A 25,479-nucleotide genomic window follows, 5' to 3' on the forward strand; every position below is an offset into this window, starting at 1 on the left:
GGGGCATAGGAGCGGCGCGCGCATGAATGACAACGAGAGAACACAGCCCTATTTCAGCTTTATCGCTAGTGAAGGGCTTACAAGTGGTGTGGAGCTGAGGGGATTCGAACCCCCTGACCTTCGATCAGGTGTACGAAGTACACGTTGGCAACCGTCGCCTTGACTGGCTGACCTAGCACGATGCAGTTGACCATTGCCGGCGACCGTTGAACATGTCGAGTAGTTTTGTGGTCGTAAAGTGGTCAAACTTGATCTTGATGACCTGCCAGCCCTGGCCCGGGTCATGGCGTCGCGGTTGGTTCAAGCTTCGAGCGCGCGGAAAGAGGAGGCGAGCCGTGTCGATTGCCGGGCACGTCGGCGGGCCGATAAGTTTGACGATCAGCATTCGGGCGTGAGAATCAGGGTGGGTACGGATGAACTACAACGGGCCGCGCCCGCACTGCACAATTCTCACGATCACAGCCGCCGCGCTGGTGCTTACGGCATGTGGCGACGACACGCAACTGGGAACAGAACCCCTTTCCGCGGCAAGCCCGACCGAAGTCGCGGCGCCCCATCGGTCTAGCGAGGCGACTAGGGCGGCACCCACAGTCGGAGCGACGGCAACGACCGAACCCGCCGATGAAGAGGCCGCCGAGCAAGAGATCGACGCAGCGTTCGAAGACCTCATCACCAAGATGGACCAGTACTACGCCAACGCCATCGACTTGTCCGATGCTGAGCATGAGCTTTGGGGGCACGACGTGATGGACGACTGGCCGCTGACACAGCTCGGCGTCGGCGAGCTTGAACTCGACGTTTACGGGTGGGCGCTCCATGAGGCAGATCAAGTCGGCGAAACGATCATTCTCAGCCACGAAGTGGTTGCATTCGAAACCATCGGCTCGCTCGACACGGCCAGGTCAACGGGTTGCGTTGATCTAGGTGAGTTGGAGTATGTCAACAGTGACGGTGACCCCGTCGAGATACCGCAGTTTGCGATTAGTACTAATAGGTGGTGGATGATCTGGCACTACATCGAGGACGACAGCAATGGCCCCTGGCTCCTCGAAGCGGTGCGGGCAGCACCCGACGAGAGCTGCTAGTGCATCGCCTGGAAAGGTTGACCTTCGACCCGGCGTGCTCAATCAGCGTTGAATAGAGCTTGGCGAGCTGAGCTGCATCGATCGGGATACCTACCGCTGAGCACCCGTTAACCATTTCGAGTCACTCTGTGGTTGTTAAAATGGTCGAACTTGATCTTCGATCACCTGTCGAGCCAGCCGAGTCGGCGCGGGCTCACCTAGGCTGCGCCCTCGGCCCGAGCCGACGCGACGAACGCTGCGACGTCCTCTCTGGCGTACAAGACGCGGCGACCACCCACCCGGAAGCTCTTGGGCCCCTTGCAGTACCGAACCGTCTCGGCAGGAACACGTAATAGCTCCGCCACCTCGGCTGTAGTCATGTACTCGTTCACGAGCGATCTCCCTCCCTTAGGTGTCCTCACCCCATAGGGAACCACCGCACCGCGCACAACGAGCGACCCAGCTCACCGCCAGGCGCTATCACCTCGACATGACGATGAGCCACTGTCAACGGCGAGGACTAAGTATCCGCTTCTGCAACCTGCCGCTGTAGCTCGACAGTACTGTAATCTCGTATATTCTAGATACTGTTCCAGTAACCTATGAGGTTAGGATGACAGTTCCTTCTCGGGCTCTCTCCAAGGGTATGGCCCGGATCGTCGCTGAACTGGAGCTGCGGCAGCCGACGCTGGTAACCATCGAGGAACTGGCCGAACTGGCCCACGAAGTCGAGTTGAGAACACCAGCGAAGGTGCTCGCCGCACGGCTACGGGCCACAGGCTGGCTTCTACCAACCGCGCAGCGCGGCGTGTACGAGTTTGCCCCTGGCTCACATGCCGGACCGTACGGCCACGGTGACCCGTTCATCGACCTTCGCGCGAGCCTGCGCGCGGGGCACCAGCCGATCACAGTGGCGTTGCAGAGCGCGTTATGGCTGCACGGGCTCGCCGAGAGGGTGCCCGACCGTCATGAAGTCGCCGTCCCCGCCGGTGCCACCATCTCGGACGCAATCAGAGACCGGATGCGGGTCGTGCGGTTCTCCCCCCGGCTACCTCCCGCCGAAGTAGAGCGGCTAACCGTCCATCAACCACCCACCATCCTGGTCCACCTCGCGTCCAAACCCGGCGACGTCCGCGGCTGGCACACATTCGCCGAGGCACTGCCAGACCTAGTCAGCAACAGCTCACCCGACGATCTGAACCGTGAGCTACACCAACGCCCCAGCACGGCCCGGGCACGACTCGCCTACCTGCTCAGCGGCGTCGCACCCCAGACCGCCGACCGACTCCAGCCCACCCGGCCACCCACCGTCACGTGGTTCGGCGCTTCGCGCACCACCCGCCGCTTCGACAAACGCTTCAACATCGCAGACGGCCTCCTCCCCTTCGACCCCCGCACCATCAGCGAGGCAGCATGAATGCTCTGACCGCGGGCTGGCTCGCCCGGCACACCCCACCCGGAGCCGGCGGACGCTACGCCGCCCTCATCGACATCGCCCAAGACCTACTCCTCACGCACCTGGCCGAACAAGGCATGTTCGACCACCTCGTATTCAAAGGCGGCACGGCCCTTCGAAAGCTCTACGCCGGCAACGCCGGACGCTTCTCCACCGACCTCGACTTCTCCGTCCACAACCCAGCCGACGACCCAAACGCCGTCGCCGAACTCCTGCGAGCCGAGATCGACGGACAGCAGATCAACGGCTTCACCTACCACGTCACCGACCGCCGCGGGCCGAGCACACGTCCACTACGACACCCCATTCGGCAGCGTCGGCAACCTCACCACCAAACTCGACATCGGACCAGCCCCCTGGCTGCCTCCCCACGAACGCGGCTGGATACCACTGCCCATCCACCGCGCATACGCCCTGCCCGACAGCCTCCCAGTCATGGCCCTCGAAGAGAACATGGCCGAAAAGATCGCCCGGCTCGCCCGCCGGACCCCGGCCCGCGACGTCTACGACCTAGTCTGGATCGCCACCACCAGCCCGCACTCCAGCTTCGACCGCGACACCGTCCGCCGCCTGGCCATCCTCAAGACCTGGGTCGACCAGTACGGCCTGTCATCACCACCAACGACCTGGCCACCAGTCACCGGCGCCGTGGGCTACCACCCCGCACTCTGGAAGACCATCCGACCCGCGGCCGACTACGACGAAGACAGCATCGGCCTGCTCGCCATCCCCGCGCCCAGCCTGGACGAACTCAGCACCCAACTCCGCAACCACTACGACTTTCTCGCCGAACCCGACGACACCGAACAACGCATCATCACCAGCAACGCCAACGGCCGCAGACTCGTCCTCGCCTCGCTCACCGAACTCCCCGACCCCCGCTTCGCCAACCGCCCGATCTACTAATCACGTGGCGTCCAAGGTCGTGCGTCCTCTGATCAGGCACATCTGGCGGGCGAATTCTGCCCCAGCGAAATCGACAGACGGTTGATGCGCCGGAAGCGAGCCACGTCCGCGGCGAGAAGACGCGTGCGTTGACGTAGTTTGAACTCCCTGTCGTGCCGAGTTGCGGGGTGCTCGGAAACCACGTGCCCTGCCCCAGCTAGTTTGAGAGCCTGGTCCGATGACCCGTCACCTCAGGCCGAACGTGCGCATTGTGCACCTGAATGGTCCTACTTTCCGCGCTCTCGCCGATGGCGATCTGGTAGCGGCGAACGCGGTCAGCCCTGTCCCCGTTTCCGCCTACTTCGCGGGCCCGGACTGGCGCGGGGTGTGGCAGATGCGCAGGCGACAGGTCGAGGAAGACCCTGCCAGCGCGGCATGGGTTACCGGCGTCATCTGGGACGCACAGGAGAAGTTGGCCGTGGGCCGAGCCGGCTACCACGGGCCTCCCGACTCATCGGGGTTGGTGGAGATCGGCTACGCCGTCGACCCAGCGTACCGGCGTCGCGGCTACGCCCGCGCAGCTTTAGAAGCTCTGATGCGTCGCGCCACTGACGAGCCACGGGTATGCACGGTGCGGGTCACCATAAGCCCCGGCAACCTGGCCTCCTACCAACTGGCATCGCAGTACGGCTTCGTTGAGGTAGGGGAACAGTGGGACGAAGAGGATGGCTTGGAAATCGTCTACGAGGTCGCCGGGGGTCAGTCCTAGACTCCGTACATGCCGCGTTGAAGCGTGGCCGACTGGCGGCGCAATGACGCGGGTGTCGTCGCGGCTCGACGTTCTGTCGTGTCGATGACCGGTCGAGAATGAGTGGAGTGTCCACAAGGGATGAACAAGACTCGCTCTCATGGACTTTGGTACAGGCGGCAGAGGTTTGGGCTGAGAAGGGATTCGTGGTCCTTCCCCAGTACGTGCCGGCAACCGCCCTGCATGAGGCCGTGCGTACTGCCGTCGCTGTTCCCGACCGGCGATGAGTTCCACGACCGTGTTGATCCTGAGCGCAACGCCAGGTTCCTCGGCGACGAATTCAACGGCATCGACACTTTCCCGTTCGCAAGCCGCCGCGCTCAACCGGCTTCCGGTGTGCGATGCCTCATCGGCCTTGCAACGACGCTCCTTGGCGACGAGGACGTGCGGCTGTATTCCGCTGAGACCTGGGCGAAGTTCGAAGGCGCGGCCGACTACAAGCAGAACCCTCCACCGCGACTACCTCAACCGCACGATACTGGTGCCCTCGACGGCACCAGGCTTCCAACAGCTCGAGTGCTTCGTCTTCTTGACTGATGTGACGGCTGAAAACGTCTACATGGGACGCGGCGTCGCCTCCACCAACGCCGACACCGCACTCGGCATCACGAAATGAATATGGTCATAAAGTGGTCGCACAACAAGAAGCGGCCGATCAGAAGCCTCTGACCAGCCGCTTTATGTGTGTGGAGCTGAGGGGATTCGAACCCCTGACCTTCTCATTGCGAACGAGACGCGCTACCAACTGCGCCACAGCCCCTGAACGGAAAACCTGGAGCAGACTACCACCGCCGGGGCTGTGTTGCCGAATCCGGAGGTCGTTCGCGTATCACCCGGATCACGAGCACACGGCCCGCACGGAGCGACGAATCATTCACCGACGGCGCGGCGCGTCTCCGGCATCTCCTCGGCTTCGGCATCGTCGCCAGATTGCGCCTCAGCCGCCGACGCCCCCGTGCCGGTCGCCGACGCCGCGGGCGCGGACGGCCGGTGGGTGGGGAGATCGAAGGACTTGTCCGGCTCCAGCCGCCCGGACGTCCACGAGCCCTCCTGGTTCAGCTCGATCTTGCGCACGATGCGCCGGGGCGCTTTCGGTGCGGTGACGTAGGTGGGCAGCGGGACGTCCACCGGCTCCCAGGTGTCCTCGGCGGGCGGCGCGGCCACGTCCGGAACGTCAAGCACCGCGACCCGTTTGCCGTCCTCGGTGACCGCAGGCGATGCCGCCTCGACCGGGGTCTCAGCGGACTCGGCCGCGCGCTCGCGGACCAGGCGGCGGCGCAGGTCCGCTCGCCGGCTCGCCTGCTGCACAGCGGCACGACGAGCGACGACGAGGAACCCCGCGAGCGCGAGCCCCGAGGCAACGGCGGCCGACGACGGCACCGGCCCGAGCAGAGTGCCGGCGGTGACGGAGATCGTGGTGAGTAGGAGGATCGACAGAATCAGCCGCCGGCGACGTGCAGCGGCGGCGAAGGCACGGTTCATCCGCCTGAGCTCCGATTCGAGACGGTCTGAGCGGTCGGTGGTGTGGTTCGCAACATCGCTGACATCGGTGCGAGCACCCTCGGCGGCGGCGCTCCGGGCCGGGCGCGCCTTCCCCGTCGACACGGGGACCATCCCAGACGCGTCAGCGGAGATGATCGTCTGGCTGTCCACTCCCAGGCGGTGGGGCGCGTGTATGGGGCCGGACCGGGGGCGCAGGACACGTACACCGTTCACCGCGTCCGTCTCCCTGGCCCGCTCGACCTCCTCGTTGCGACGCACCCACCGCGGAACGAGCACGGCCAGCCACGCGGCGACGATCGCCGCATAAATCAGGCCGCTATACCCCATGTCATCAGACGGTACGGGGCGTTACGTCCCTGGCGGTGGACCTGCTACGGTGTGTCGCCGGTAACGGGTGTGACTCGTGTGGCGTCCGCACGGATTCAGGACAGATTCCGTGAGGCGTGCCAGCGACGCAGGAGGCCTTCCGGGACCTCTTCGAGGGTGAGCGCGAAGGACCGATGGTCCCGCCATGCCCCGTCGATGTGCAGCAGGCCCTTGCGGAGCCCTTCCTCCCGGAAGCCGAGCTTCTCGACCACACGCAGCGACGCCTGGTTCTCCGGCCGGATGTTCACTTCCAGCCGGTGCAGGCCGGCAACCTGGAAGCAATAGTCCGTGGCCAGTGCCAGTGCGGTGGGGATAATGCCGCGCCCGGCCAGCGCTCCGTCGATCCAGTATCCGACGGTCCCGGTTCGAGCCGAACCCCAGATGATGTTGGACACTCCGAGCTGGCCGGCCAGCCGCCCGTCGTAGGTCACTCCCCAGGACAGCGCCTCGTCGGCGCGACCCTGCGCGGAATGCAGCCTTACCATCTGCCGGAACGTCATGGGTGGGACCGACGACGACGGTGGTGGCGTCGCCTCCCAGCGCCGCAGCCACTCGATGTTGCGGGCTCTGACCTCGGCCCAGGCGCGGGAATCGCGATAACGCAAGGGTCGCAGGCCCACCGGTCCGTCCGTCAGCTCGACCGGCCAGGCAAGCCTGGACCCGGACTTCACTGCGGGTCCTTGCGCGGGTGGTCTCCCCCAGCGAGCTGATCGACGGCGTGGCCGAGTAGCGGCGCCAATACGGCGAGCCCGTCGCGAACGCCTCCGGTGGATCCTGGAAGGTTGACGACCAGCGTGCGTCCCGCTCGTCCGGCGAGGCCTCGTGACAACGCGGCGGCCGGCACACCCTGCGCGGTGCCGTAGGCGCGGATGGCCTCCGCCACGCCCGGCACCTCGGCGTCGAGCACCCGCCGGGTCATCTCCGGTGTGAGGTCGTTCGGGTTCAGTCCCGTTCCGCCTGTCGTCACGATGACGTCGTACCCTGCGTCGACACCGTTGCGCAAGGCGGACTCCACGTCCGGCCCGTCCGGCACCACCGTCGGCCCGTCCACGTCGGCTCCGAGATCGCGGAGACCGGCCACCAGTACCGGGCCGCTGCGGTCTTCGTAGACGCCCGCGGCGGCTCTGGTCGATACGGTCACCACCAGCGCTCTCATCGACTCAGCCCGCACGCCGCCAGGTGCCGGAGCGCCCGCCCGTCTTCTCCTCGACTCGGATATCCGAGATCACGGCGCCTCGGTCGATCGCCTTGACCATGTCGACGACGGTCAGCGCCGCCGTGGCCACGGCGGTGAGCGCCTCCATCTCCACGCCGGTCCGGTCCGCGGTACGCACGGTCGCCGAGATCTCCACCGCGTCGTCGGCGACGGAGAGGTCGACGTCCACGCCGTGTATGGCCAGCGGATGGCACAGCGGCACCAGGTCCGGCGTGCGTTTGGCGCCCTGGATCCCGGCGATCCGGGCCACCGCCAGCGCGTCGCCCTTTGGCACGTCACCGGCGCGTAGTGCGCTGATCACCTCTGGCGACACGAGCACTCGCCCCGATGCACGCGCGGTGCGAACCGTGACGTCCTTGGCCGTGACGTCGACCATCCGTGCCGATCCGTCGTCGTTGATGTGCGTCAGTCGTCCGGCCACGGTCAGTCCTTCCTGCTCTCCAGGCGCATCGCGTCGACCACCTGGCCCGCCGCGACCTCGGTGATGTGCTCCGGGACGACGATCAGGGAGTTCGCGTACGCCAGATCGCCCAGCCGGTGCGACTCCTGGGCTCCCAAGGGTGTCACGAGGTAGGAACCGTCCGACGACGGCTGCAGGCGCGCCCGAGCGAACTGCCGCCGACCGTCCGGCGAGCGCAGGCTCTCCTGGAGAACCGCCTTCACGCTGGACCGATGCAGGCGAGCGGCGCCGAACATCTTGCGGATGGCCGGGCGGACGAAGACCTCGAACGAGACGAACGCGCTCACCGGATTGCCGGGAAGCGTGAAGATGGGCGTGGACTCCTCGCCGATGGTGCCGAATCCCTGCGGCTTGCCGGGCTGCATGGCGACCTTCTCGAAGTTGACCGTGCCCAGCTGCGAGAGCACCGACTTCACGACGTCGTACGCTCCGGCGCTCACGCCTCCGGTGGTGATCACCAAGTCGGCGCGGACCAGCTGATCCTCGATCAGGCCGAGCAGCGTCTCCGGATCGTCCCGGACAGGAGGAATCCGGTAGGCGATAGCGCCCGCCTCCCGTGCGGCGGCGGTTAGAGTGAACGAGTTCGAGTCCGTGATCTGACCCATGAGCAGCGGATTACCCGGCTCGACCAGCTCGCTGCCAGTGGAGATCACGACGACGCGCGGCTTCGGCCGGACCATCACCCGGTCACGGCCGACCGCAGCCAGCAGTCCGATCTGAGGAGCGCCCAGATAGGCGCCGGCCCCGAGGACCACGTCGCCTTCCCCGACATCCTCACCGGCCCGGCGGAAGTGCGCGCCCGGCTTCGGGGGCGCTGCGATGCGCACGCGAGCGGTTCCGCCGTCGGTCAGCTCCACCGGCACGATCGCGTCGGCTCCGGCGGGGATCGGCGCTCCGGTCATGATGCGGGCGGACAGACCAGGGCCGATCGCGGTGACGCGCGTGTCCCCGGCCGCGATGTCCGCGACTACGGGCAACTCGACCGGCTCGTCGTCGCTCGCCTCGGTGACATCCTCGGCGCGCACGGCGTAGCCGTCCATCGCCGAGTTGTCGAACTGCGGCAACGGCCACGGCGCGACCACGTCCTCGGTGAGGACGCAGCCGTGGGCATCGAGGACATGGACGTCCAGGGGAGGCAGCGGTCGGATCGCCTCAAGGACGTCGGACAGGTGGTCGGCCACTCGTTTCACGTCAACAGCCTCTCAAAGACCGGCCCAGAAACCACTACCGACATTCTCGACGGCAGCCGTGGAGTTCGTCAGCTCACTCGCCGTCCTCGGGCGGCAACGCCGCCACGAACTCACGCAGCCACGGCCGGAACTCGGGCCCGAGGTCACTGCGTTCACTAGCCAGCTGAACGATGGTACGCAGGTAGTCGAGACGGTCTCCGGTGTCGTAACGGCGGCCGCGGAAGACGACGGCCCGGACGCCGCCGCCGGATTCGGCCGGCACTCCGGCCAGCGTCTTGAGGGCGTCGGTGAGCTGGATCTCGCCGCCTCGGCCGGGCTCGGTGTTGCGCAGGACCTCGAAGACGGCCGGGTGGAGCACATACCGCCCGATGATGGCCAGGTTGCTGGGCGCGTCGGCGGGGTCCGGCTTCTCCACCAGGTCGGTGACCGCCACCACGTCGTCGTCGTCGTCCGTCGGCTCCACGGCCGCGCACCCGTACAGATTGACCTGGGCGGGGTCGACCTCGATCAGCGCGATGACGCTGCCGCCGTACCGCTGCTGCACGTCGAGCATCTGGGACAGCAGGCGGTCTCGCGGATCGATCAGGTCGTCGCCCAGCATCACCGCGAACGGCTCGTCGCCGACATGCAGCGCACCACACAGCACGGCGTGTCCGAGACCGCGCGGGTCACCTTGCCGGACATAGTGGATGTCGCCGAGGACCTGGGACTTGCGCACCCGCCCGAGACGCAGCTCGTCGCCCTTCTGCTCCAGGGCAGCCTCGAGCTCCCAGGCGCGGTCGAAATGGTTCTCCAGCGAGTTCTTGTTCCGGCCGGTGACGAGGAGGATGTCCTCCAGCCCCGAGGCGACGGCCTCTTCCACCACGTACTGGATGGCCGGCTTGTCGACCACCGGCAGCATTTCCTTCGGCGTCGCTTTGGTTGCCGGAAGGAACCTGGTGCCCAGACCAGCCACGGGGATGACGGCCTTGGTGACTGCTTTCGACGACGCGTTCATGTCGGTACCTTACTCAGTGCGTTCATTCGCGGACGTTGTCCCTGTCTCGTGATGAAGCCCGGGGAGCCTGCGCTCACCGCGCCGGACCGAGTACCGTGACAGGGTGCCGACGTCGATCCGCGAATCGAAGCGCGCGCTGCGCGAGCGCATCCTCGCCAATCGTGCCACCTTGGATGCTCGCGCCTTGGCCACCGACGCCCTGTCATTGCGGGACTCGCTGCTGGAGATACCCGAGTTCGCCCGCGCCACGCGTGTCGCCGCGTACGTGTCGGTCGGCACCGAACCGGGAACCGGGCCGCTCATCGAGCAGCTGTCGGAGAATGGCGTCGAGATCCTGCTGCCTGTGGTGCTGCCCGATTTCGACTTGGACTGGGCGGTCTACCGCGGCCCCGACTCGCTCACCCGGGCGCCACGGGGACTGCTTGAGCCCTCAGGCCCGACGGCCGGCCCCGGTGCGGTGGCCGACGTCGACGCCGTGATCGTTCCCGCCCTGGCAGTGGACCGGCATGGCACCCGCCTCGGCAAAGGCGCGGGCTGCTACGACCGGGTGCTCGCCCGGCTGGCCGGCAGGATACCGGCGTTCGTGTTGCTGCACGACGGCGAGATCCTGGACATACCGATCCCCCGGGAACCGCACGACATCGCCGTCGACACCGTGATCACTCCGTCCGGCCGGCACCACTTATAGGCTGGCTTGGCCGCAGCACCAGGTGATAGTCACCGGCCGCACGCACGCTCTCCTCGCTCCAGCGCATCGGCAGCATCTCGCCGGACCGCCAGAGGTCGTTCTGATCGCCGTAGTTCCGGTGGAACGGGTGCCCACTGACGCCTGTGAGGTCCACCCACATGGAACCATCGAGGTCCGCCAGGTCCACGACCATCCGCATCGACGGCACCCAGGTCACCTCGTACCCCTCGGCCGCGTTCCAGGCATTCGCCTGCACGGTGGACGAGCCGCCGCCCACCGGCTCCGGGTCCATATTGAACAGGCTCTCGACCAGCCCGATCCCGGAATCGCCGAAGGTCTGGTCGGTCAGGCTCAGCGTGTGGGCCCGGCCCCACTCCCACATCTCCGGATCCTTGCCCTGCAGCCGGGTCATTTCGTCGCGCGCCTCCAGAACAGCCCGGGCCAGGATGTCCTCGCGGCGCTCCACCTCGTCGGTCGCGACGTCGTCCCAGAATGGGTCGTCGGGAGACTCGAGCAGATCACGCATCGTCTCGAACCACCGGCCGCCGCCCGACGGCCACTGATCTTCCGGCAGCTCGTCATGGAATGTCAGCGCCAGGACGCGGCTCCATACGGTGTTGAAGTACGCGGCCGCGCCGGACTCCGGCTCCTGGAGGTAGTCCCAGTCCCGCAGCAGACGCAACCCGTCCCCGTAGTAGCCGGCCGGCGCGTCGAGCTTCAGCAGATGCGGCACGAGCACCTCCGCCGCGGCGCTGTACGTGTCCATCTGAATCCGGGTCATGGTCTCGACGTCAAGCGGGCCGTCGGCGACCGCCTCCTCCAGCAGCTCGCCGATACGGCCCGCCCGGTGCCCGAGATCGAAGTCGGCCGTGAGAAGGAACGGATACGCGTCACTGGTGACCGGCTGGTTGGCCGTCACGATCATGCCGTCGTCGGGATTCAGCATGCTCGGCAGGTCGTCGAACGGAATGTATCCGGCCCAGTCGTACTCGTCCGTCCAGCCCGGCACCGGGTAGCGCCCGTCGCCGCCCGCCCGAACCGGAATCTTCCCCGGTGCCTGATAGCCGATGTTGCCCTCGACGTCGGCGTACACCAGGTTCTGCGAGGGGACCTCGAAGAGCGCCGCGGCCGCGCGGAACGAGGACCAGTCGCTCGCCGCGTTCAGGGCGAAGACGGCGTCCGCGGTGAGGCCGGGGTCGAGCGCGGTCCACCGCAGCGCCACCCCGTACCCGTCGCCCCGGTCCGGAGCGTCGCCAGCCACGGGTGCCTCGAAGCCGACCTCACGCATCTGCTCGGAGTGATCGGAGATCAACGGGCCGTGCCGGGTGGAGCGCACGGTGATCGTGACCTCGTCGCCCCCCGCCACGTGGATGGTCTCTTCCCGCGTCTCCATCGGCACCAGCTCGTCGTGCACCCGGTATGTGTCACCTTCGACATCCTCGAGGTACAGATCGATGACATCGGCGCCAAGGTTGGTGAACCCCCAGGCCACATCCTGATTGTGCCCGATCACCACCCCGGGGAGACCGGAGAAGGAGAAACCCGCGACATCGAACGGGCACTCTGGGCCCACCTGGCGGCAGTGCAGTCCGACCTGGTACCAGATGGATGGCAGTGTCGGGCTCAGGTGGGGGTCGTTGGCGAGCAGCGGCGCACCGGACTCGGTCAGCGTGCCGTCCACCACCCAGGCGTTCGAGCCGACGCCGCTCCCGGAGCCCAGCATCACCGGTGCTGCCCGCAGTGCAGCCGCCGCCGAGCGCAACGCGGCGCCGGTCTCCTCGACGGGCACCGGCTCGCCATCGCGGCCGATGATCGTGTCCGGGACGTCGTCGGGCAGATACTCGTCGTCGACGATCGGTGGCCCCACCTCGGGGTCATAGTCCGGATAGAGCTGCTCCACCCGCTCCACAGGGAGCGCACTGCTCAAAAGAGCCCGGTCGACCTCGTCCACCACGTTTCCGCGCAGGTCCCAGGCCATCGCCTTGAGCCAGCTCAGTGAGTCGATGGGGGACCAGCGCGCCGGCGTCGTGTCACCACCGATCAGCCCCAGCAGCGTGTAGGCGAAACCGCGGTCCGCCCCCGAATTCTCCCGCAGCCACGCGTTCACACCGTCCGCATAGGACTGCAGATAGCGCCTGGTCTCCGGGGCGAGAAGCGGGAACTCCTGTCGTGCCACCTGCCGCCAGCCCATGGTGCGGACGAACGCGTCGGTCTCGACGTGGTCCTCACCGAAGAGCTCAGCGATCCGCCCGGAGGTCACGTGGCGGCGGAAATCCATCTCCCAGAAGCGGTCCTGCGCGTGAACGTAGCCCTGGGCTCGGAACAGGTCTTCGGCCGTGTCCGCATAAATGTGCGCGATACCGTGCTCGTCCCGGATGATGTCGACGTCGGCGCTCAGCCTGGGGATCTCCACGGCGCCGTCGTACGCCGGGAACGGCCGGCGGATCGACCAGGCGGTGAAGATGGTGACGGCGACGAGCACGAGGACGAGAATCCCGGCTGTCACCGACAGGGTGAGAGTGATCCGACGACGAGTCACCGGCACAGCGTAGGGGACAAACCGGCCCCCTCCCTCAACCCGGGGGTGCGCCGAGGTGATCATCGCGGTCAGGAGGTATCACGCGGCACGTGGAGCAGTAAGGCTGTAGCCTTTGGCAGAGTTACGAAAGGCTGTCACCTTGCGTACTCCGCATGGAAGTCTTAGCCTTGCAAGATGCGGGTCTACGTCCTGACCGTCGACCAGCGGCGCAGCCGCCGCGGCCGCGACCTGGTCGAGGACGCGCTGACGCTCATGCGGCGCCAGGTCGGTGATCCGCTCCTGCCGTTCGAGCGGACCGCGGGCGACGAGTTCCAGGGTGTTGTCACTGACGCCGAGGACGTGCGCCGTGCTTCACTAGCCCTCATGCGAGAGGGATCATGGAGCGTAGGTATCGGCATCGGTGAAGCCGAAGAGCCGCTGCCCGACAGTACTCGCTCGGCCCGTGGACCCGCGTTCGTCTACGCGCGCGAGGCGCTCGATGCCGCCAAGAAGCGCCCGCACACCATCGCAGTCTCCGGGCCCGGTGACCGGGCCCAGGACGCCGACGCCCTGATGACGCTGCTCGCCGCGCTCATCACCCGCCGTACCGATGCTGGCTGGGAGGCCATCGACCTAGTCGAGGAGGGCCTCGCGCTGGCGGAGGTGGCCGACCGGCTCGGCGTCACCCGGCAGGCCGTGGGGCAGCGGCTCTCGGTCGCCCTGTGGCAGCAGGAGAAGGACGTTCGCCCGCTCGTCGTCCGCCTACTCGAGGAGGCCCGATGACTGTCGCCGCGGTTGCCTTTCTCGGCGCCACCGCCGTGGTCGCCGCCGTCCTCTGGTATCTCGTCGACCGTCGCAAGGACCGCATCTCCACCACGGCGGCCGTCCTGGCCGCGGCTGTGCCGGCCGTCCTTCTCGGGGTCGCGGCGCTGCTGGCGGTCCTCGGACCTGCCGCTGACGACGGCACGCTTCGCACCGCGCACGTGGTCGCCGTCGTCGCGGCCGTGCCCGGTGGTGCCCTCGTGGCGCGTGCCGTGCTGCGGCTCGCCGACCGTCGCCCCGGAGGCGGCCTTGCCGGCGACGAGAAACCCTCCAGCGGCGGCGGCCTGGCAACCACTGACTCGTCACCGGCGGTACCGCTGCCCCCACCTCCGCCTCCGCCTCCACCAGCCGCCGCCTCGTCCAGTCCGCCGGCCTGGACTCCTCGCGTTCCATGGGATGCGCCACGCGGACCGTCGGCCTCCGCCGGCGCCACGGCCGGGTGGCGAAACGCGCGGGCGGTCTCCGACCCAGAGACCTTGCGCGGCGGGGCGACTATCGGCTCGCTGGAGCGCGTGGCCATCGTGGTGTCACTGCTTGCCGGCTGGCCCGAGGGGCTGGCGCTCACCCTGGCGGTCAAGGGCTTCGGCCGGTATCCGGAGCTCCGCAAACCGTCGGCACCCGAACGGTTCATCATCGGCACGTTCGCCAGCATCCTCTGGGCTGCCGCCGTGGCTGGCACCGTCGTCGCCCTCCGCCCCTGACGCACCTCCAAATGATCATGTAAACCATGTTTCCTCGTGCTTCACCAGGCCTGCAGGCATGGTGAAGCACGAGAACGCATGGTTTACATGATCATTTGGGCTCACGTGGACAAAAGGGCGGTCGAAGGCGCATTATTAGCAGTCGAGGTCTGTGAGTGCTAAGGCCGGACCACGTGACATCGGGAGGACGACGAGTGCCCACGTATCAGTACACCTGCACCGACTGTGGCGAGCCGCTTGAGGTGGTGCAGAGTTTTAGCGACGACGCGCTGACCGAATGCCCCTCGTGCCAGGGACGCCTGCGTAAGGTGTTCTCCGCTGTCGGCGTGGTCTTCAAGGGCTCGGGCTTCTACCGCACGGACAGCCGTTCCAGCGAATCGAAGAACGGCTCGTCGACGAGCACCAAGCCCGCCGAGAGCACCAGCTCGTCGGAGTCCAGCTCTTCCTCCAGCTCCGGCAGCTCGGACTCGTCGTCCAGCTCGTCCGGCGGCTCGTCGGAATCCTCGTCGAGCAGCTCGTCGAACGGCTCGTCGTCGTCCTCGAGCAAGACTCCCGCTCCCTCCGCAGCCTGACCCAGCACCACACCCGTCCGCTCCGATTCGGTCTGTGGATAACGCTCGCGGACACCCCTCCTCGACCTAGGGTCACGGAGTATGGAGCGCGGACGCGAACAACTCATCCGCTGGGCACGAAGCATCGGCTGGCGACGGAGGCTGCTGGCGGCGGGACTCGCCGCGGCCGCCGTCGCCCTGGCGATCGAGGCGGCCACCGCGTCGTCGCCCACCGGTGTCGAGATCGCCGTCGCGGCACATGACCTGGACGGCGGCGCGGAACTGGGCGTAGACGACCTCGCAACGGCGACCGTACCGCCCGATGCCGTGCCGGACGGGACGCTCAACGCCGACGAGCTGGCCGGCCGCGTGGTCGCCGGGCCAGTCCGAGCCGGTGAACCGATCACCGACCACCGCGTCGTCGGGCCTGCCCTGCTGGACGGCTGGGGTGAGGACCTGGTAGCAGCGCCGGTGCGGGTCGCCGACGAGGGCGCCACGTCGCTGATCAGACCCGGGGATCGGATCAACCTGCTCGCCGCCGCTACCGACGGCGTCGGCGATACCCGGGTGGTCGCGTCCGACGTGCCGGTGCTGACCGTCACCGCAGCCCAGGACAGCGTCCTCGCCGAAGGTGCCCTACTGGTGGTAGCAGCCACGCCGGAAAGCGCCGCGGAACTCGCTCAGGCCGCCGTCACCTCCCGGCTGTCCTTCACCATCGGCGCACCCTAGCGTCCACCCGTCCACCGGGCGACGCACACGCACACCCGCTAACCTGGCTCCGACCATCAGCATCCGCCGGCCGCGAACACCGCCGGCGGGACGCACATCATCAGCAGACAGAGTCGGAGAGACATCCATGCTCAAGGGATTCCGGGACTTCATCAGCCGCGGAAACGTGATCGACCTTGCCGTCGCCGTCGTCATCGGTGCTGCGTTCAGCACGGTGATCGCAGCGGTGGTCGAAGGGCTCATCAGCCCCCTGGTGGCCGCGATCTTCGGCGAGCCGAACCTCACCGCGGTGGGTGTATTCGAGATCAACGACGCCGTGTTCTCGCTAGGCCTGATCCTGGACGCGGCCTTCAAATTCTTGATCGTCGCAGCCGCGATCTACTTCGTGATCATCGTCCCGTTCAACAAGCTCCGTTCCCTGCGCGCCAAGGAGGCCGCGGCGGCGGAGGAGGTCATCGCCGAAGAGGTGGTTCTGCTCCGGGAGATCAGGGACGAGCTCCGGGCCCGCCAGGATGGCGGCCGCACGCTCAGCTGACGTCCGGGCTTCGTGACCGGCCGCGGGACCGGCCGCGGCTCAGCTCCAGTGCGGCGGTCGCTCGTCGAGCAGGCGCTGGTCGTTGGCGTCGCTGGTCTCGTCGCCCCATCCGCGGGGTGACTCGTCCTCAGTGGTGTCCGGGAGGACATCGAAGTCGTCGTCCCACGCACTGGGTGTACTCACGGCTGCGCACTCCTTGGCCGCTCGGCGTTACGTCATGCCAAGCGTACGACGGCGCTCCGCAGGCTTGCCGCCTGTTCACCATGATGCTTCTGCTCGGGGGCGCTCACTGGGACTAGCTTCAGGGCGCCGGCCACACGTTGACGGTCGGCGTTTCGGCCCCGGGCTCCGCGAACGCGAGCAGCCTGCCGGCTTCGGCCTCCACGGCAGGCGCGTCGGCCTTGGCTATCAGCCGGAACGGCATGACGTCCAGGGTCGCCGCGCCTTTCGAGACCGTGATCCGCCAGGTGCCCGCCACCCTGCCGTCCACCAGGAAGAAGTGCGGAGTGACTCCGTTCCTGGTGTTGATCGCCTTGGAATCCGCGACGCTGATGATGCGGGTGCGGTCCGCGTGTGAACGGATCAGATTGTCGAAGTCGGGCAGGAATCGCGGCGGCGCCGGTGTCTCCGGATCGGGTCGCGGGCCATTGGGCAGGTCGAACAGTTCCCGCCCCGACTCGTCACGGAACGTCCGCAAGCCCGCCCGGAGCCGCTCCATGACCTCACCCAGCCGGGTCAGGCCGCACCAGGTCTGCACGTCGGCGACCGATGCCGGACCGAACGCGGCGAGGTACCGGACGACCATCGTGTCGATCGACGGTGCCGGATCGAGCTCACGCCCCAGCCAAGACTCCGCAGTGGTGAGCCGCGCCTGTCCGCTTCTGCCCCAGACCGCGCGTGGTGGAACCTGAACGAGAGGCAGGAGGTTGCGAGCTGCGTGCGCCAGCGAGGCCGGCTCACAACCGGGGAAACGCTCCGCGAGCTCCGGGCCCAGCTCGGCGTTGGTCATCGGCGTGGCCTCGAGGAGCGAGCGCGCGGCACGGGCGACGGCGTCCAGGTCCACCCCGCGCAACCCCGCCGAGTACTGCGTGTTGCTGCGCAGGTCCCGATCCATGATCGTTTGGGTGAGCGGCCGGAAGGCCACACAGTCGTCGGCGGTGAGCATGTGCACCGTCCCGCGCATCGCGACGATTCGTACGACGTCCCGGTCCACCAGATGCTTGGCCAGCACCTCCGGATCGAAGTCCTGAAGCCGCGACCAGAGCTGGAAGTACGGCGAGAACGGCGCCTGGGCCTGCAGTCCGGCCAGGTGCTCCACCGCCGCGAGCGGGGACTGGGCCGAGCGTCGCAGGAGGAGCTGGCGCTCGAGCGTCGCCCGGTTGAGAGCACGCTGACCGAGTACGTCGCCGCCGATGGCAGTGCGATTCGGCATGTCGGGTACCTCTTCCATGATGTGGATCACAGCGGAGTTCCCTTCCAGCAGCCTGGAAGGGAACTCCGGCCCGTGATCGATGCGGCCTCGGGGAGCGTCGAGCCTCGGGCGGGTCGTCGAGGACGGCCCTCGGGCCCGGGGTTCTTGCGCCTGCGTGGAAACTAACGGAGGCCGCCGAAGAACCCGCGGATGTCGGACACCAGCACGTCCGGGACCTGGTGAGCCGAGTAGTGTCCGCCCGTGTCATAAGTGTTCCACTGCACGATGTTGGCGTGGTCGCGTTCGGCGAAGCGTCTCATCGAGATGAAGTCGTTCGCGAAGCCGGCCAGTCCCAGCGGCACGGTGGTGGGTCCCACCGGCGCCTCCTCGCGGCTGCCCTCGTAGTAGAACCGGGCCGACGACGCCGCCGTGTTGGTGAGCCAGTAGATCATCACGTTGGTGATGATGAAGTCGTCGCTCACGGCATCCTCGCCGAACAGCTGCGCGTTCCAGGCCAGCTGGCCGACGGGCGAGTCTGCGAGTGCGTGCGCCAACGTCTGCGGCTGGGTTGACTGAAGCTGGTTGAACGCACCCATCTTCTCCCAGAACTGCTGCAGGACCTGCAGGCCGGCCATCTCCTCCTCGGACAGCCCCTCCATCTCCGCGGGATCACCCGACGGGAAGGAGAAGATCTGCGTCACGTGCACGCCGGCCACATGTTGGCCGTCCAGCCGACCCACCTCCGGCGAGATGAGCGACCCGCCGTCGTTGCCGTGCAGACCGTAGCGCTCGTAGCCGAGCCGGCTCATCAGCTCGGCCCAGGCCTTCGCGATCCGGATCCGGCTCCATCCCCGGTCTGTGGTGTGGCCGGAGAAGGCGAACCCGGGAATCGACGGAATGACAAGGTGGAACGCCTGCGAGGGATCTCCGCCGTGCGCTCGCGGATCGGTCAGCGGCCCGATGACGTCGAGGAACTCGACGATGGAACCTGGCCATCCGTGCGTCAGGAGCAGCGGGAACGCGTCCGGCTCCGGCGAGCGCACGTGCATGAAGTGGACATTCTGCCCGTCGATCTCGGTGGTGAACTGCGGGTAGGCGTTGAGCTTGGCCTCCCAGGCTCGCCAGTCGTAGCCGTTCTTCCAGTGTTCGACCAGGCGGGTCACGTAGGAGAGGGGAACGCCGTAGTCCCATCCGGCGTCCGGCAACTCCTGGGTGAAGCGGGTGCGGTCCAGCCGGAATTGCAGGTCCTGGAGTTCAGCCTCGGGAATGTCGATGGTGAAGGGACGGATCTCCGCGGTGGCCTGCTGCTGCGCCGTGGTGGCGTGCTGTGTGTTCGTCATGATGAGTACGCTAAGAGCAATTGCGGAAGGCTTCGTTCCTAGATAAGCGCGATGGTGGAAGAATGTTAGAGACATCGGCTCGACTTCTACGCCTGCTGTCCTTGCTTCAGGCCCGCCGTGAGTGGACGGGCGCGGAGCTGGCCGGCCGCCTGGACGTCAGCACCCGGACCATCCGCAACGACATCGACAAGCTCCGCTCGCTGGGCTATCCGGTCAACGCGAGCCCTGGAGTGTCGGGTGGGTACCAGCTGGGTGCCGGTGCCGACCTGCCGCCGCTCCTGCTCGACGACGACGAGGCGGTGGCCGTCGCCGTGGGGCTGCGCACTGCCGCGACCGGGACCGTCGCCGGTATCGAGGAGACCTCGGTGCGTGCCCTCGCCAAGCTGGAGCAGGTTCTGCCCAGCCGGCTGCGACGCCGGGTCAACGCCATGCACACCCAGACAGTGTCGATCCCTTACGACACGCCCGCGCCCACCGTCGACTCCGACGTCCTGGCCACGCTCTCGCTGGCCTGCCGGGATCACGAACGCACCCGGTTCGGCTACCGGAGCCACAATGGGACAGAGACCAGCCGCGCGGCCGAGCCCTATCGGCTCGTCAGGTGGGGACGCCGCTGGTACCTGGTGGCGTGGGATCTCGACCGGCAGGACTGGCGTACCTTCCGCGTCGACCGGATCGCCACGTGCACGCCGGTAGGCGCCCGGTTCTCCCCGCGTGAGCTGCCCGACGAGGACATCGCCGCGTACGTGGCGCGCCAGGTGTCGGTGGCGCCACGCCGATTCCACGCCACCTTCCTGTTGCATACCCCACTGGAGGCCATGCAGGAGCGACTCAACGCCGCCGTCGGCACGCTCGAGCACGTCGACGAGCACACCTGCAGGCTCCGGACGGCGAACGACTCCCTGGAGCAGCTCGCGCTTACCATCGGCCTCGCCGGGGTCGACTTCGAAGTGGTGGAGCCGCCGGAGCTCGTCGCCCACATCCAGGCGCTCGCCGACCGGTACCGCCGCGCCGTCCCAGCCTCAACCTGACAGCCGGGCACGCCGTCCCCGAATGATCATGTAAACCATGTTTTCTCGTGCTTCACCATGCCTACAGTCCTGGTGAAGCACGAGAAAACATGGTTTACATGATCATTTGGGACGAGGGGGCGCCGGCGCGCGCTACCCGTACCGCGTGGTGGAGGACGTCCCGGTTGCGGGCGTCGTCCAGAGATAGCCGCAGGTCCGCGGCGAGCAAGTCGACCACGTCGGACACCCGCCGGCTCACACCGTCGGACTCGATCCAGCGGGCCAACGCGGCCAGCTCGCGTCCGGTGTAATCAGAGACACGACGACCTCGCGCCAGCGCTGGCCTGTCGCCTGTGCGAGCAAGAGGTTCCGCGGGAGCACCATCCGCGCTCCCCGCCTCTGGCGTGTTTGCGGCTGCCGCTCCGTCGCCGGCGGCGGCATCACCCTCGCCGGCACTGTCGCCGGCGCGTGCATCCCCACCGGTACCCGTGGCAGGCACACCCGTGGCTGTGTCCTCGTCGCTCGCGTTCTGGTCACCAGTTGCCTCAACGCCGTCCTGGACGGCATCACCCGTGCCACCATTCTCGGGTTCTTCCACCTCTTCCGGCATTCCGGCGACGACGTCGGCCTCGGCGGCGGCCACGGCCCAGTCGTAAGCATCGGCGGCGGCGACGGACTCTTCATAGGCCTGGATCAGGCGCTCCGCTTCACCATCGGGGTCGCTGACCCACGCCTCGACCCACACCCGGTGGACGGCCCAGCCGAGACGCGCCAGCAGAGCCGGGCGAAGCCGCTCCCGCTCCCGCGCCGAAGCCCGGGCGGAGAGGTCACGGCCATCGGTCTCGACCGCGAGCACGAATCGATCACGACGATTCGGATGCCGCACCGCAACGATGATGCCACCACTGCCGCCGTAGCCGATCTCGACCCCGGCGCCGGCCTTGCGCAGCCGCGCCGCGATGACCTGGGCCAGCACGTCGTCATGCATGGGTTGCCGGTCAGGCGTGCGCCCGCCCCGCTCGACATACGCCAGGAACTCACCCAATGCCTGCGACCCCGGCGTGGTCAACCGGCGTGGGCTCAGGTCGTCGGCGCCGAAGGTGGAGACCACCATGAGCCGCTCCCGGGCTCGCGTAGTCGCCGACACCAGGCGCCGCTCACCGCCCGGCCTGCCCAGCGCGCCGAACCGGTAAAGTATCCGGCCGTCCACGGATCTGCCGTATCCGAGACTGAGGACGATCGCGTCCCGGACGTCGCCGGCGACCCGCTCGACGTCCTTGACGAAGAAGGCCTCGGCACGGTCCTCATGCAGCAGGCCGGCGACGTCCGGCGCCCGGACAAGGGCCCGGCGCAACGCGGCGTCGAGCCGCTCGGCATGCCGTGGACCGAGCGTGACGACACCGAGGCTCTCGTGCGGGCGGGCCCGCAGGTGCTCCAGGACGAGTTCCACCACCCGGCTCACCTCGGCCGACGAGCTATCGACCGGGTCGTCGCCCCCGACCGGTGCGTCCACCAGCTCCAGGGTGACGCGTGGGTTGCCACCGGCCCCAGGCACCGTTGCCAGGCGGCCGGCATAGGTGGTGGTGGCGGCGAATCCGGCCAACCGGTCGTCGCGGTACCGGTACGGCCAGCGCAGGGCCCGAGCGGGCAGCACGCCACGGAGCAGCTCGGCCACCGACGGCGGCGGATCCCCGGACCACGGGCCTTCCTGCTCGTCGGGGTCAGGTGCGGGCTCCACGGCCGTGGTGAAGGACGTCAGGGCCACCTCGTCGTCAGCGATCGCGACGACGCGCTCCGCGCGCGCGATCACCGGCACCGCCTGGGAGACCGCGATCCGGCCGGCGTCCTCAAGGATCACCACATCGAACAGCCGGCGTGGCGGCAGCGCGTTCGCCACCGCCAATGGGGACATCACCCAGCACGGCACCGCGGCGAGCGCGATATCCGGCGCGATGTCCACCAACTGCCGCGGGGTGCGTGGTCCGTCCGCGCTCGGCCCGCGGGTGAGGCCGAGCAGGACATCGGCCTGACCTTCGTGCTCCTCCGCGATCTGCGCGACATGGGCGGCGTGCGCGTGCCGGACCTGTTCAGCCGCCACCTCCAGCCGGTCACGGTCGGCGGCCCGGAAGTCGTCCACGATGCGCTGCTGCTCGGTGACATCGAAGTGGTGCAGTGCCGGATCCGTCTGCCGCCAGTGATCCAGCAGCGAGGACAACCGAGCGTACTCCAGCACGTCCTCGACCCGCTCGGCCCGAATCCGCCGCCGCCTGAGGTCGTCGAGCAAGGGATCAAGTCCAGCGGAGCGCAGGTCCGCCGCGAGCTTGGTCAGTCTGGGCAGCGCGCGCAAGTGCGCCTCGTCCTTGGCGAGCGCGTCAAGCCGGCGCGTCGCTTCGGCGAAGGTCAGGTCGGTCAGATCGCTCGCGCGCGGGTTCGCCTCGGCCAGGACGCTCAGCCGGCGGCGCGCCGCGGTCACCGCCTCGACCGCTCTGGGGAGGTACTCACCCGTTCGCGGCGGTTTTCCGTCGCGCGAGCGCTTTTTCCATGCGGCCAGCTGCGCCTTCGCCGCCGCCAGCTTGGCATGGGCCGACTCGCGCTGGCGCCGGCTCGATGACCCGGCCAGCTCATGCGCACGACGACGCAGACGCCGCCGAGCGAGTAGTCCCGGCATGTTCGCGTACTCGGAACGCTCCGCACGAGCACTGGTGACGGCGACGAGGTCGTCCAGCGGCTCATCCCAGACGCTGGAGCCGAGCCTCTTGTTGGTGGATGCCACCGCGGAGAGGAGCTCCACCACCTCGAAACACTCGGTGATGGTGGCCGGACCGGCCAGGCCGACCTCCACGGCTGCCCGAGTGGCGGCGTCTCGCAACTGTGGTACGTAGATGTCACGCAGGCCGACGACCGTGGTGCTCAACGAGTCGGCCACAGCCGCTGTGGGGATGTCGGCACCGAACCAGAGCGAGCCGTCCTGCGTGAGCGTGAGGCCCTCGAGGTCGGCATATTCCCTGAGCTTGGCGCGGAGCTCGGCGGGCGCGGGTGCCTGCCGGAGTGCCTCGGGTGAGATCCGCACGGTCGTCCGCGCGTTCTGCTGTGTCGTGGCCAGCGTCACCATGGCGTCGTAGGCACTGACGTCACCCGGTTCGCGGACCCGGTGCAGGGCTTCGTGGTAGGCCTCGAGTTCGCCGCCGAGACGCTCGGCTTCCTCGACGGCGCGCGGCTTGGACTCTTCCGCGGCCGGCCCGGACTGGGCGGACCCCGACCGTGCCGAGTTCGCGGCAGCGTGGAGCCGGCGGGCGGTGTCGGTGATCTGGTGCACCGCGTCCTGGGGTGTGGTACCGCCGATGTCGAGAACCAGCTCAGACAGCCCCACCGACTCGAGCCGGGATATCAACGCCTCAGCGGTGGCTCGCTTCTGGCTGGCCACCAGGACGCGCTGTCCCCGCCCGACGAGCTCAGCCACCAATGCGGCGACCGTCTGCGTCCTACCGGTCCCCGGTGGCGCGTCGACCAGCACGTTGCCGCCACCCGCCACAGTGGCGATGACGTCGAGCTGGTCGGCGTCGGTGTCGAGCACCACGTACTCGGGGCTCGCCGGCACCGGGTCCACGCTCACGGCGGCGTGCGCCCGCTCGTCGCCGGCGAGTGCCGCGACCACATCGTGGTGGCCCAGCTCGGCGCCGAGATCATCGAGGTCGCGCGACAGGAGGAGTGGTTCGGTGGAGAACGTCGCGAGTACTGCGCGGTGCGCGATGGAGAATCCGTCGACGACGTGCGCCGGGGCGAACTCCCGTAGCCGCTCCACCACGGTGGTGTACTTCAGCTGTCCCGAATGGTCGCGTAGGTCGTCGGCCTGGAACCGCAGGCCGAGCTGCGTGTCCAGGGCATGGAGAAGCACCGGGTTGATGATCGGATCGTCGGCGACCGTGATCACGAAGTCGGTCTCCGCCGGGTCACGCGCCACGACCGCGGCGGTCCGCAGGAGCACTGGTGCCGTGGGGCGATGGGCGACGAACGGGTTGGCCCAGGTAGCGATCCCGACGGCCAGCAGCCCGACGCTGAGACCTCGTTCTTCGAACAGCTCACGCGACTTGTCCCGGATGGCACGGGTGGAGCGCAGCGCCGAACTGCGCAGCGGCTCGTGCGGAAACAGGCGAGACAACAAGACGGACTCGCCCTCGAGGAGCTTGCGGCGAGCTTCAGGCTCAGCCGCGGCCAGGTCGAGGGTGCCGACCTTCAGATCCCGGAAGGACAGCAGCGGATCACGCCCACCCAGCGCAGCGAGTTCATCCCTCCACGCCTGCACCGCCTCGGCCACGTGTTCACTGTGTCTCACCCAGCCGAGGGTAGTTCAGGCATCCGCCAAGAGCGACGCGGACAGGCCGTGAATCGAGAGTCGGGGTTGCCGACAACCCCGGCATCGGCCGCGCTGGAGGCGTACGGTTCAGTGGTGGCGACACGACGGCGCCCGGCGCCGGTCTGGACTTCCGGTCCAGACAAGCTAGAGTGGCGCGGCGTGACAGGGGCCGGCACCAGCGACTATGACGACCTTGACCGTGATGTGAGGAGTCTCGGTGAAACTGCTTGAGGAACTACCCTCAACGTCAACTCCCAGGCCATCCGGCAAGCGGGTGCTGGCGACGATGACGATCACGTTTCTCGTGGTCGTCGCTGCGAGCGTCGCCGGTTACATCCTCGTAACTGGCGGTGGAGACGACGAGCAGGCCGAGACCGCTCCCGTGCAGCTCTCTGCCTGGGCCGAACAGGCCAGCTCGACGTGCCACGCTGTCGCGGAAGAGCACCCCCTGCTGAGCCAGGGCGCGTCCGCGCGGGAGGACCCTGACAACGTGGCCACCGTCGACGCCGGCGTCCAGTCATTGCTGGCGGGTATCGATGGCCTGCCGCCGCTTCTCGACGAAGACGAGGGTGATCAAGTCGACGAGGTCCTCTCCAGTGGGGCAAGCCTGGGCGACACGTGGCGGGAGCTGGCGGCCGCGGACGAGGTCAGTGGCGAGCAGCTCGCCTCGGCGTCGGAGCTCACCACGGCCTACGTCTCCGGACTCGTCGAGCTCGGCGCGGACTGCGCGGTTCTCGACTGACCGGGTACCCTTGGTTGGCGTCCGCTGGTCGGCACGGTCCCCCGGACGCACGCCCTCGTAGCTCAGGGGATAGAGCATCCGCCTCCTAAGCGGGTTGTCGTAGGTTCGAATCCTACCGAGGGCACGCACTGAC

Annotated in this window: 23 protein-coding genes, 2 tRNA genes and 1 pseudogene; 13 read left to right on the top strand and 13 right to left on the bottom strand. The window is 67.9% G+C overall.

The genetic code is table 11. The features are described from left to right. The first annotated feature begins 413 nt into the window (after window positions 1–413). Complete coding sequence (locus G1H11_RS04845; RefSeq protein WP_163816565.1) at window positions 414–1,085, top strand: hypothetical protein; 672 nt, start codon at window positions 414–416, stop codon at window positions 1,083–1,085. A gap of 197 nt (window positions 1,086–1,282) precedes the next feature. On the opposite strand, the gene G1H11_RS04850 is transcribed toward G1H11_RS04845, so the two are convergent. Next, the gene (locus G1H11_RS04850) at window positions 1,283–1,456 is read right to left on the bottom strand and encodes a helix-turn-helix domain-containing protein (RefSeq protein WP_163816567.1); all 174 of its coding nucleotides are present in this window, start codon (window positions 1,454–1,456) and stop codon (window positions 1,283–1,285) included. Between the two features lie 221 nt (window positions 1,457–1,677). Between G1H11_RS04850 and G1H11_RS04855 the strand changes: the two genes are divergently transcribed. The 3 genes and pseudogenes from G1H11_RS04855 (at window position 1,678) to G1H11_RS04865 (ending at window position 4,174) form a co-directional block, all read left to right on the top strand. Next, complete coding sequence (locus G1H11_RS04855; RefSeq protein ID WP_163816569.1) at window positions 1,678–2,481, top strand: type IV toxin-antitoxin system AbiEi family antitoxin domain-containing protein; 804 nt, start codon at window positions 1,678–1,680, stop codon at window positions 2,479–2,481. A gap of 116 nt (window positions 2,482–2,597) precedes the next feature. After that, window positions 2,598–3,426, top strand: a pseudogene (locus tag G1H11_RS04860) (nucleotidyl transferase AbiEii/AbiGii toxin family protein). 217 nt (window positions 3,427–3,643) lie between these two features. Next, window positions 3,644–4,174 (top strand): GNAT family N-acetyltransferase, encoded by a 531-nt coding sequence (locus G1H11_RS04865; RefSeq protein WP_163816570.1) that lies wholly within the window; start codon window positions 3,644–3,646, stop codon window positions 4,172–4,174. Window positions 4,175–4,900: 726 nt separating this feature from the next. Here G1H11_RS04865 and G1H11_RS04870 read toward each other — a convergent pair. From G1H11_RS04870 to galU, 7 genes are all read right to left on the bottom strand, one after another. Then, window positions 4,901–4,973 (bottom strand) — tRNA-Ala (locus G1H11_RS04870). Between the two features lie 110 nt (window positions 4,974–5,083). After that, window positions 5,084–6,043 carry a divisome protein SepX/GlpR gene (gene sepX, locus G1H11_RS04875; protein ID WP_163816572.1) on the bottom strand — a complete coding sequence of 320 codons (960 nt, stop codon included), beginning with the start codon at window positions 6,041–6,043 and terminating at the stop codon, window positions 5,084–5,086. Window positions 6,044–6,138: 95 nt separating this feature from the next. After that, complete coding sequence (locus tag G1H11_RS04880) at window positions 6,139–6,753, bottom strand: GNAT family N-acetyltransferase (RefSeq protein ID WP_216843455.1); 615 nt, start codon at window positions 6,751–6,753, stop codon at window positions 6,139–6,141. Then, window positions 6,750–7,238: a MogA/MoaB family molybdenum cofactor biosynthesis protein gene (locus G1H11_RS04885; RefSeq protein ID WP_163816574.1), complete on the bottom strand. Its 489-nt coding sequence runs from the start codon at window positions 7,236–7,238 to the stop codon at window positions 6,750–6,752. Before G1H11_RS04885 ends, G1H11_RS04880 begins: the two co-directional genes overlap by 4 nt. 4 nt (window positions 7,239–7,242) lie before the next feature. After that, window positions 7,243–7,674, bottom strand: coding sequence for a cyclic pyranopterin monophosphate synthase MoaC (moaC, locus tag G1H11_RS04890; RefSeq protein ID WP_163817084.1), 432 nt, complete (start codon window positions 7,672–7,674; stop codon window positions 7,243–7,245). A gap of 47 nt (window positions 7,675–7,721) precedes the next feature. Continuing rightward, window positions 7,722–8,948, bottom strand: a complete 1,227-nt coding sequence (glp, locus tag G1H11_RS04895) for a molybdotransferase-like divisome protein Glp (RefSeq protein ID WP_163816576.1) — start codon at window positions 8,946–8,948, stop codon at window positions 7,722–7,724. Between the two features lie 73 nt (window positions 8,949–9,021). Beyond that, complete coding sequence (gene galU, locus G1H11_RS04900) at window positions 9,022–9,945, bottom strand: UTP--glucose-1-phosphate uridylyltransferase GalU (RefSeq protein WP_163816578.1); 924 nt, start codon at window positions 9,943–9,945, stop codon at window positions 9,022–9,024. Between the two features lie 103 nt (window positions 9,946–10,048). Here galU and G1H11_RS04905 point away from each other — a divergent pair, with 103 nt between their 5' ends. Continuing rightward, a complete protein-coding gene (locus G1H11_RS04905) occupies window positions 10,049–10,633 on the top strand; it encodes a 5-formyltetrahydrofolate cyclo-ligase (RefSeq protein WP_216843457.1) in 585 nt (194 codons plus the stop codon). On the opposite strand, the gene G1H11_RS04910 is transcribed toward G1H11_RS04905, so the two are convergent. Next, window positions 10,605–13,235 (bottom strand): penicillin acylase family protein, encoded by a 2,631-nt coding sequence (locus G1H11_RS04910; RefSeq protein WP_163816580.1) that lies wholly within the window; start codon window positions 13,233–13,235, stop codon window positions 10,605–10,607. The genes G1H11_RS04905 and G1H11_RS04910 overlap by 29 nt on opposite strands. Window positions 13,236–13,346: 111 nt before the next feature. Between G1H11_RS04910 and G1H11_RS04915 the strand changes: the two genes are divergently transcribed. From G1H11_RS04915 to mscL, 5 genes are all read left to right on the top strand, one after another. After that, window positions 13,347–13,934 carry a hypothetical protein gene (locus tag G1H11_RS04915; protein WP_163816582.1) on the top strand — a complete coding sequence of 196 codons (588 nt, stop codon included), beginning with the start codon at window positions 13,347–13,349 and terminating at the stop codon, window positions 13,932–13,934. Further along, the gene (locus G1H11_RS04920; protein WP_163816583.1) at window positions 13,931–14,674 is read left to right on the top strand and encodes a hypothetical protein; all 744 of its coding nucleotides are present in this window, start codon (window positions 13,931–13,933) and stop codon (window positions 14,672–14,674) included. The genes G1H11_RS04915 and G1H11_RS04920 overlap by 4 nt, the downstream gene beginning before the upstream one ends. Before the next feature lie 194 nt (window positions 14,675–14,868). After that, window positions 14,869–15,246: an FmdB family zinc ribbon protein gene (locus G1H11_RS26870; RefSeq protein ID WP_163816585.1), complete on the top strand. Its 378-nt coding sequence runs from the start codon at window positions 14,869–14,871 to the stop codon at window positions 15,244–15,246. An 81-nt stretch (window positions 15,247–15,327) separates the two neighbouring features. Continuing rightward, window positions 15,328–15,954, top strand: coding sequence for an SAF domain-containing protein (locus tag G1H11_RS04930; RefSeq protein WP_163816587.1), 627 nt, complete (start codon window positions 15,328–15,330; stop codon window positions 15,952–15,954). A gap of 127 nt (window positions 15,955–16,081) precedes the next feature. Further along, window positions 16,082–16,489: a large conductance mechanosensitive channel protein MscL gene (mscL, locus tag G1H11_RS04935; RefSeq protein ID WP_163816589.1), complete on the top strand. Its 408-nt coding sequence runs from the start codon at window positions 16,082–16,084 to the stop codon at window positions 16,487–16,489. Window positions 16,490–16,528: 39 nt separating this feature from the next. Here the strand turns inward: mscL and G1H11_RS24970 are convergent, their stop codons facing one another. The 3 genes from G1H11_RS24970 to G1H11_RS04945 all read right to left on the bottom strand — a co-directional run bounded on the left by G1H11_RS24970 (window position 16,529) and on the right by G1H11_RS04945 (window position 19,240). After that, window positions 16,529–16,672, bottom strand: a complete 144-nt coding sequence (locus G1H11_RS24970; protein ID WP_174257370.1) for a hypothetical protein — start codon at window positions 16,670–16,672, stop codon at window positions 16,529–16,531. A gap of 118 nt (window positions 16,673–16,790) precedes the next feature. Continuing rightward, complete coding sequence (locus G1H11_RS04940; RefSeq protein WP_174257380.1) at window positions 16,791–17,921, bottom strand: winged helix DNA-binding domain-containing protein; 1,131 nt, start codon at window positions 17,919–17,921, stop codon at window positions 16,791–16,793. Window positions 17,922–18,082: 161 nt separating this feature from the next. After that, window positions 18,083–19,240: an epoxide hydrolase family protein gene (locus G1H11_RS04945; RefSeq protein ID WP_163816591.1), complete on the bottom strand. Its 1,158-nt coding sequence runs from the start codon at window positions 19,238–19,240 to the stop codon at window positions 18,083–18,085. 62 nt (window positions 19,241–19,302) lie between these two features. Between G1H11_RS04945 and G1H11_RS04950 the strand changes: the two genes are divergently transcribed. After that, on the top strand, window positions 19,303–20,271 hold the full coding sequence (locus G1H11_RS04950) for a helix-turn-helix transcriptional regulator (protein WP_163816593.1): 969 nt from the start codon (window positions 19,303–19,305) through the stop codon (window positions 20,269–20,271). A 94-nt stretch (window positions 20,272–20,365) separates the two neighbouring features. Here G1H11_RS04950 and G1H11_RS26875 read toward each other — a convergent pair whose 3' ends face one another. After that, on the bottom strand, window positions 20,366–24,583 hold the full coding sequence (locus G1H11_RS26875) for a hypothetical protein (protein WP_163816596.1): 4,218 nt from the start codon (window positions 24,581–24,583) through the stop codon (window positions 20,366–20,368). A gap of 238 nt (window positions 24,584–24,821) precedes the next feature. Between G1H11_RS26875 and G1H11_RS04960 the strand changes: the two genes are divergently transcribed. Both G1H11_RS04960 and G1H11_RS04965 read left to right on the top strand, forming a co-directional pair. Then, window positions 24,822–25,346: a hypothetical protein gene (locus G1H11_RS04960; RefSeq protein WP_163816598.1), complete on the top strand. Its 525-nt coding sequence runs from the start codon at window positions 24,822–24,824 to the stop codon at window positions 25,344–25,346. A gap of 51 nt (window positions 25,347–25,397) precedes the next feature. Continuing rightward, a tRNA-Arg gene (locus G1H11_RS04965) sits at window positions 25,398–25,470 on the top strand. Window positions 25,471–25,479 lie beyond the last annotated feature (9 nt).

The sequence above is a fragment of the Phytoactinopolyspora alkaliphila genome (genome assembly GCF_010550695.1).
In the GTDB taxonomy this organism is placed as follows: Bacteria; Actinomycetota; Actinomycetes; order Jiangellales; family Jiangellaceae; genus Phytoactinopolyspora; species Phytoactinopolyspora alkaliphila.

Bases quoted from the DNA above. Each gene is read 5' to 3' on its own strand.
- G1H11_RS04845 (WP_163816565.1), top strand. From the start codon at position 414: ATGAACTACAACGGGCCGCGCCCGCACTGCACAATTCTCACGATCACA.
- G1H11_RS04855 (WP_163816569.1), top strand. From the start codon at position 1,678: ATGACAGTTCCTTCTCGGGCTCTCTCCAAGGGTATGGCCCGGATCGTC.
- G1H11_RS04945 (WP_163816591.1), bottom strand. From the start codon at position 19,240: ATGACGAACACACAGCACGCCACCACGGCGCAGCAGCAGGCCACCGCG.
- mscL (WP_163816589.1), top strand. From the start codon at position 16,082: ATGCTCAAGGGATTCCGGGACTTCATCAGCCGCGGAAACGTGATCGAC.
- sepX (WP_163816572.1), bottom strand. From the start codon at position 6,043: ATGGGGTATAGCGGCCTGATTTATGCGGCGATCGTCGCCGCGTGGCTG.
- G1H11_RS04885 (WP_163816574.1), bottom strand. From the start codon at position 7,238: ATGAGAGCGCTGGTGGTGACCGTATCGACCAGAGCCGCCGCGGGCGTC.
- moaC (WP_163817084.1), bottom strand. From the start codon at position 7,674: ATGGTCGACGTCACGGCCAAGGACGTCACGGTTCGCACCGCGCGTGCA.
- G1H11_RS04865 (WP_163816570.1), top strand. From the start codon at position 3,644: ATGACCCGTCACCTCAGGCCGAACGTGCGCATTGTGCACCTGAATGGT.
- G1H11_RS04910 (WP_163816580.1), bottom strand. From the start codon at position 13,235: ATGATCACCTCGGCGCACCCCCGGGTTGAGGGAGGGGGCCGGTTTGTC.
- G1H11_RS04930 (WP_163816587.1), top strand. From the start codon at position 15,328: ATGGAGCGCGGACGCGAACAACTCATCCGCTGGGCACGAAGCATCGGC.
- galU (WP_163816578.1), bottom strand. From the start codon at position 9,945: ATGAACGCGTCGTCGAAAGCAGTCACCAAGGCCGTCATCCCCGTGGCT.
- G1H11_RS04940 (WP_174257380.1), bottom strand. From the start codon at position 17,921: ATGCCGAATCGCACTGCCATCGGCGGCGACGTACTCGGTCAGCGTGCT.
- G1H11_RS04950 (WP_163816593.1), top strand. From the start codon at position 19,303: ATGTTAGAGACATCGGCTCGACTTCTACGCCTGCTGTCCTTGCTTCAG.
- G1H11_RS04915 (WP_163816582.1), top strand. From the start codon at position 13,347: ATGCGGGTCTACGTCCTGACCGTCGACCAGCGGCGCAGCCGCCGCGGC.
- G1H11_RS04920 (WP_163816583.1), top strand. From the start codon at position 13,931: ATGACTGTCGCCGCGGTTGCCTTTCTCGGCGCCACCGCCGTGGTCGCC.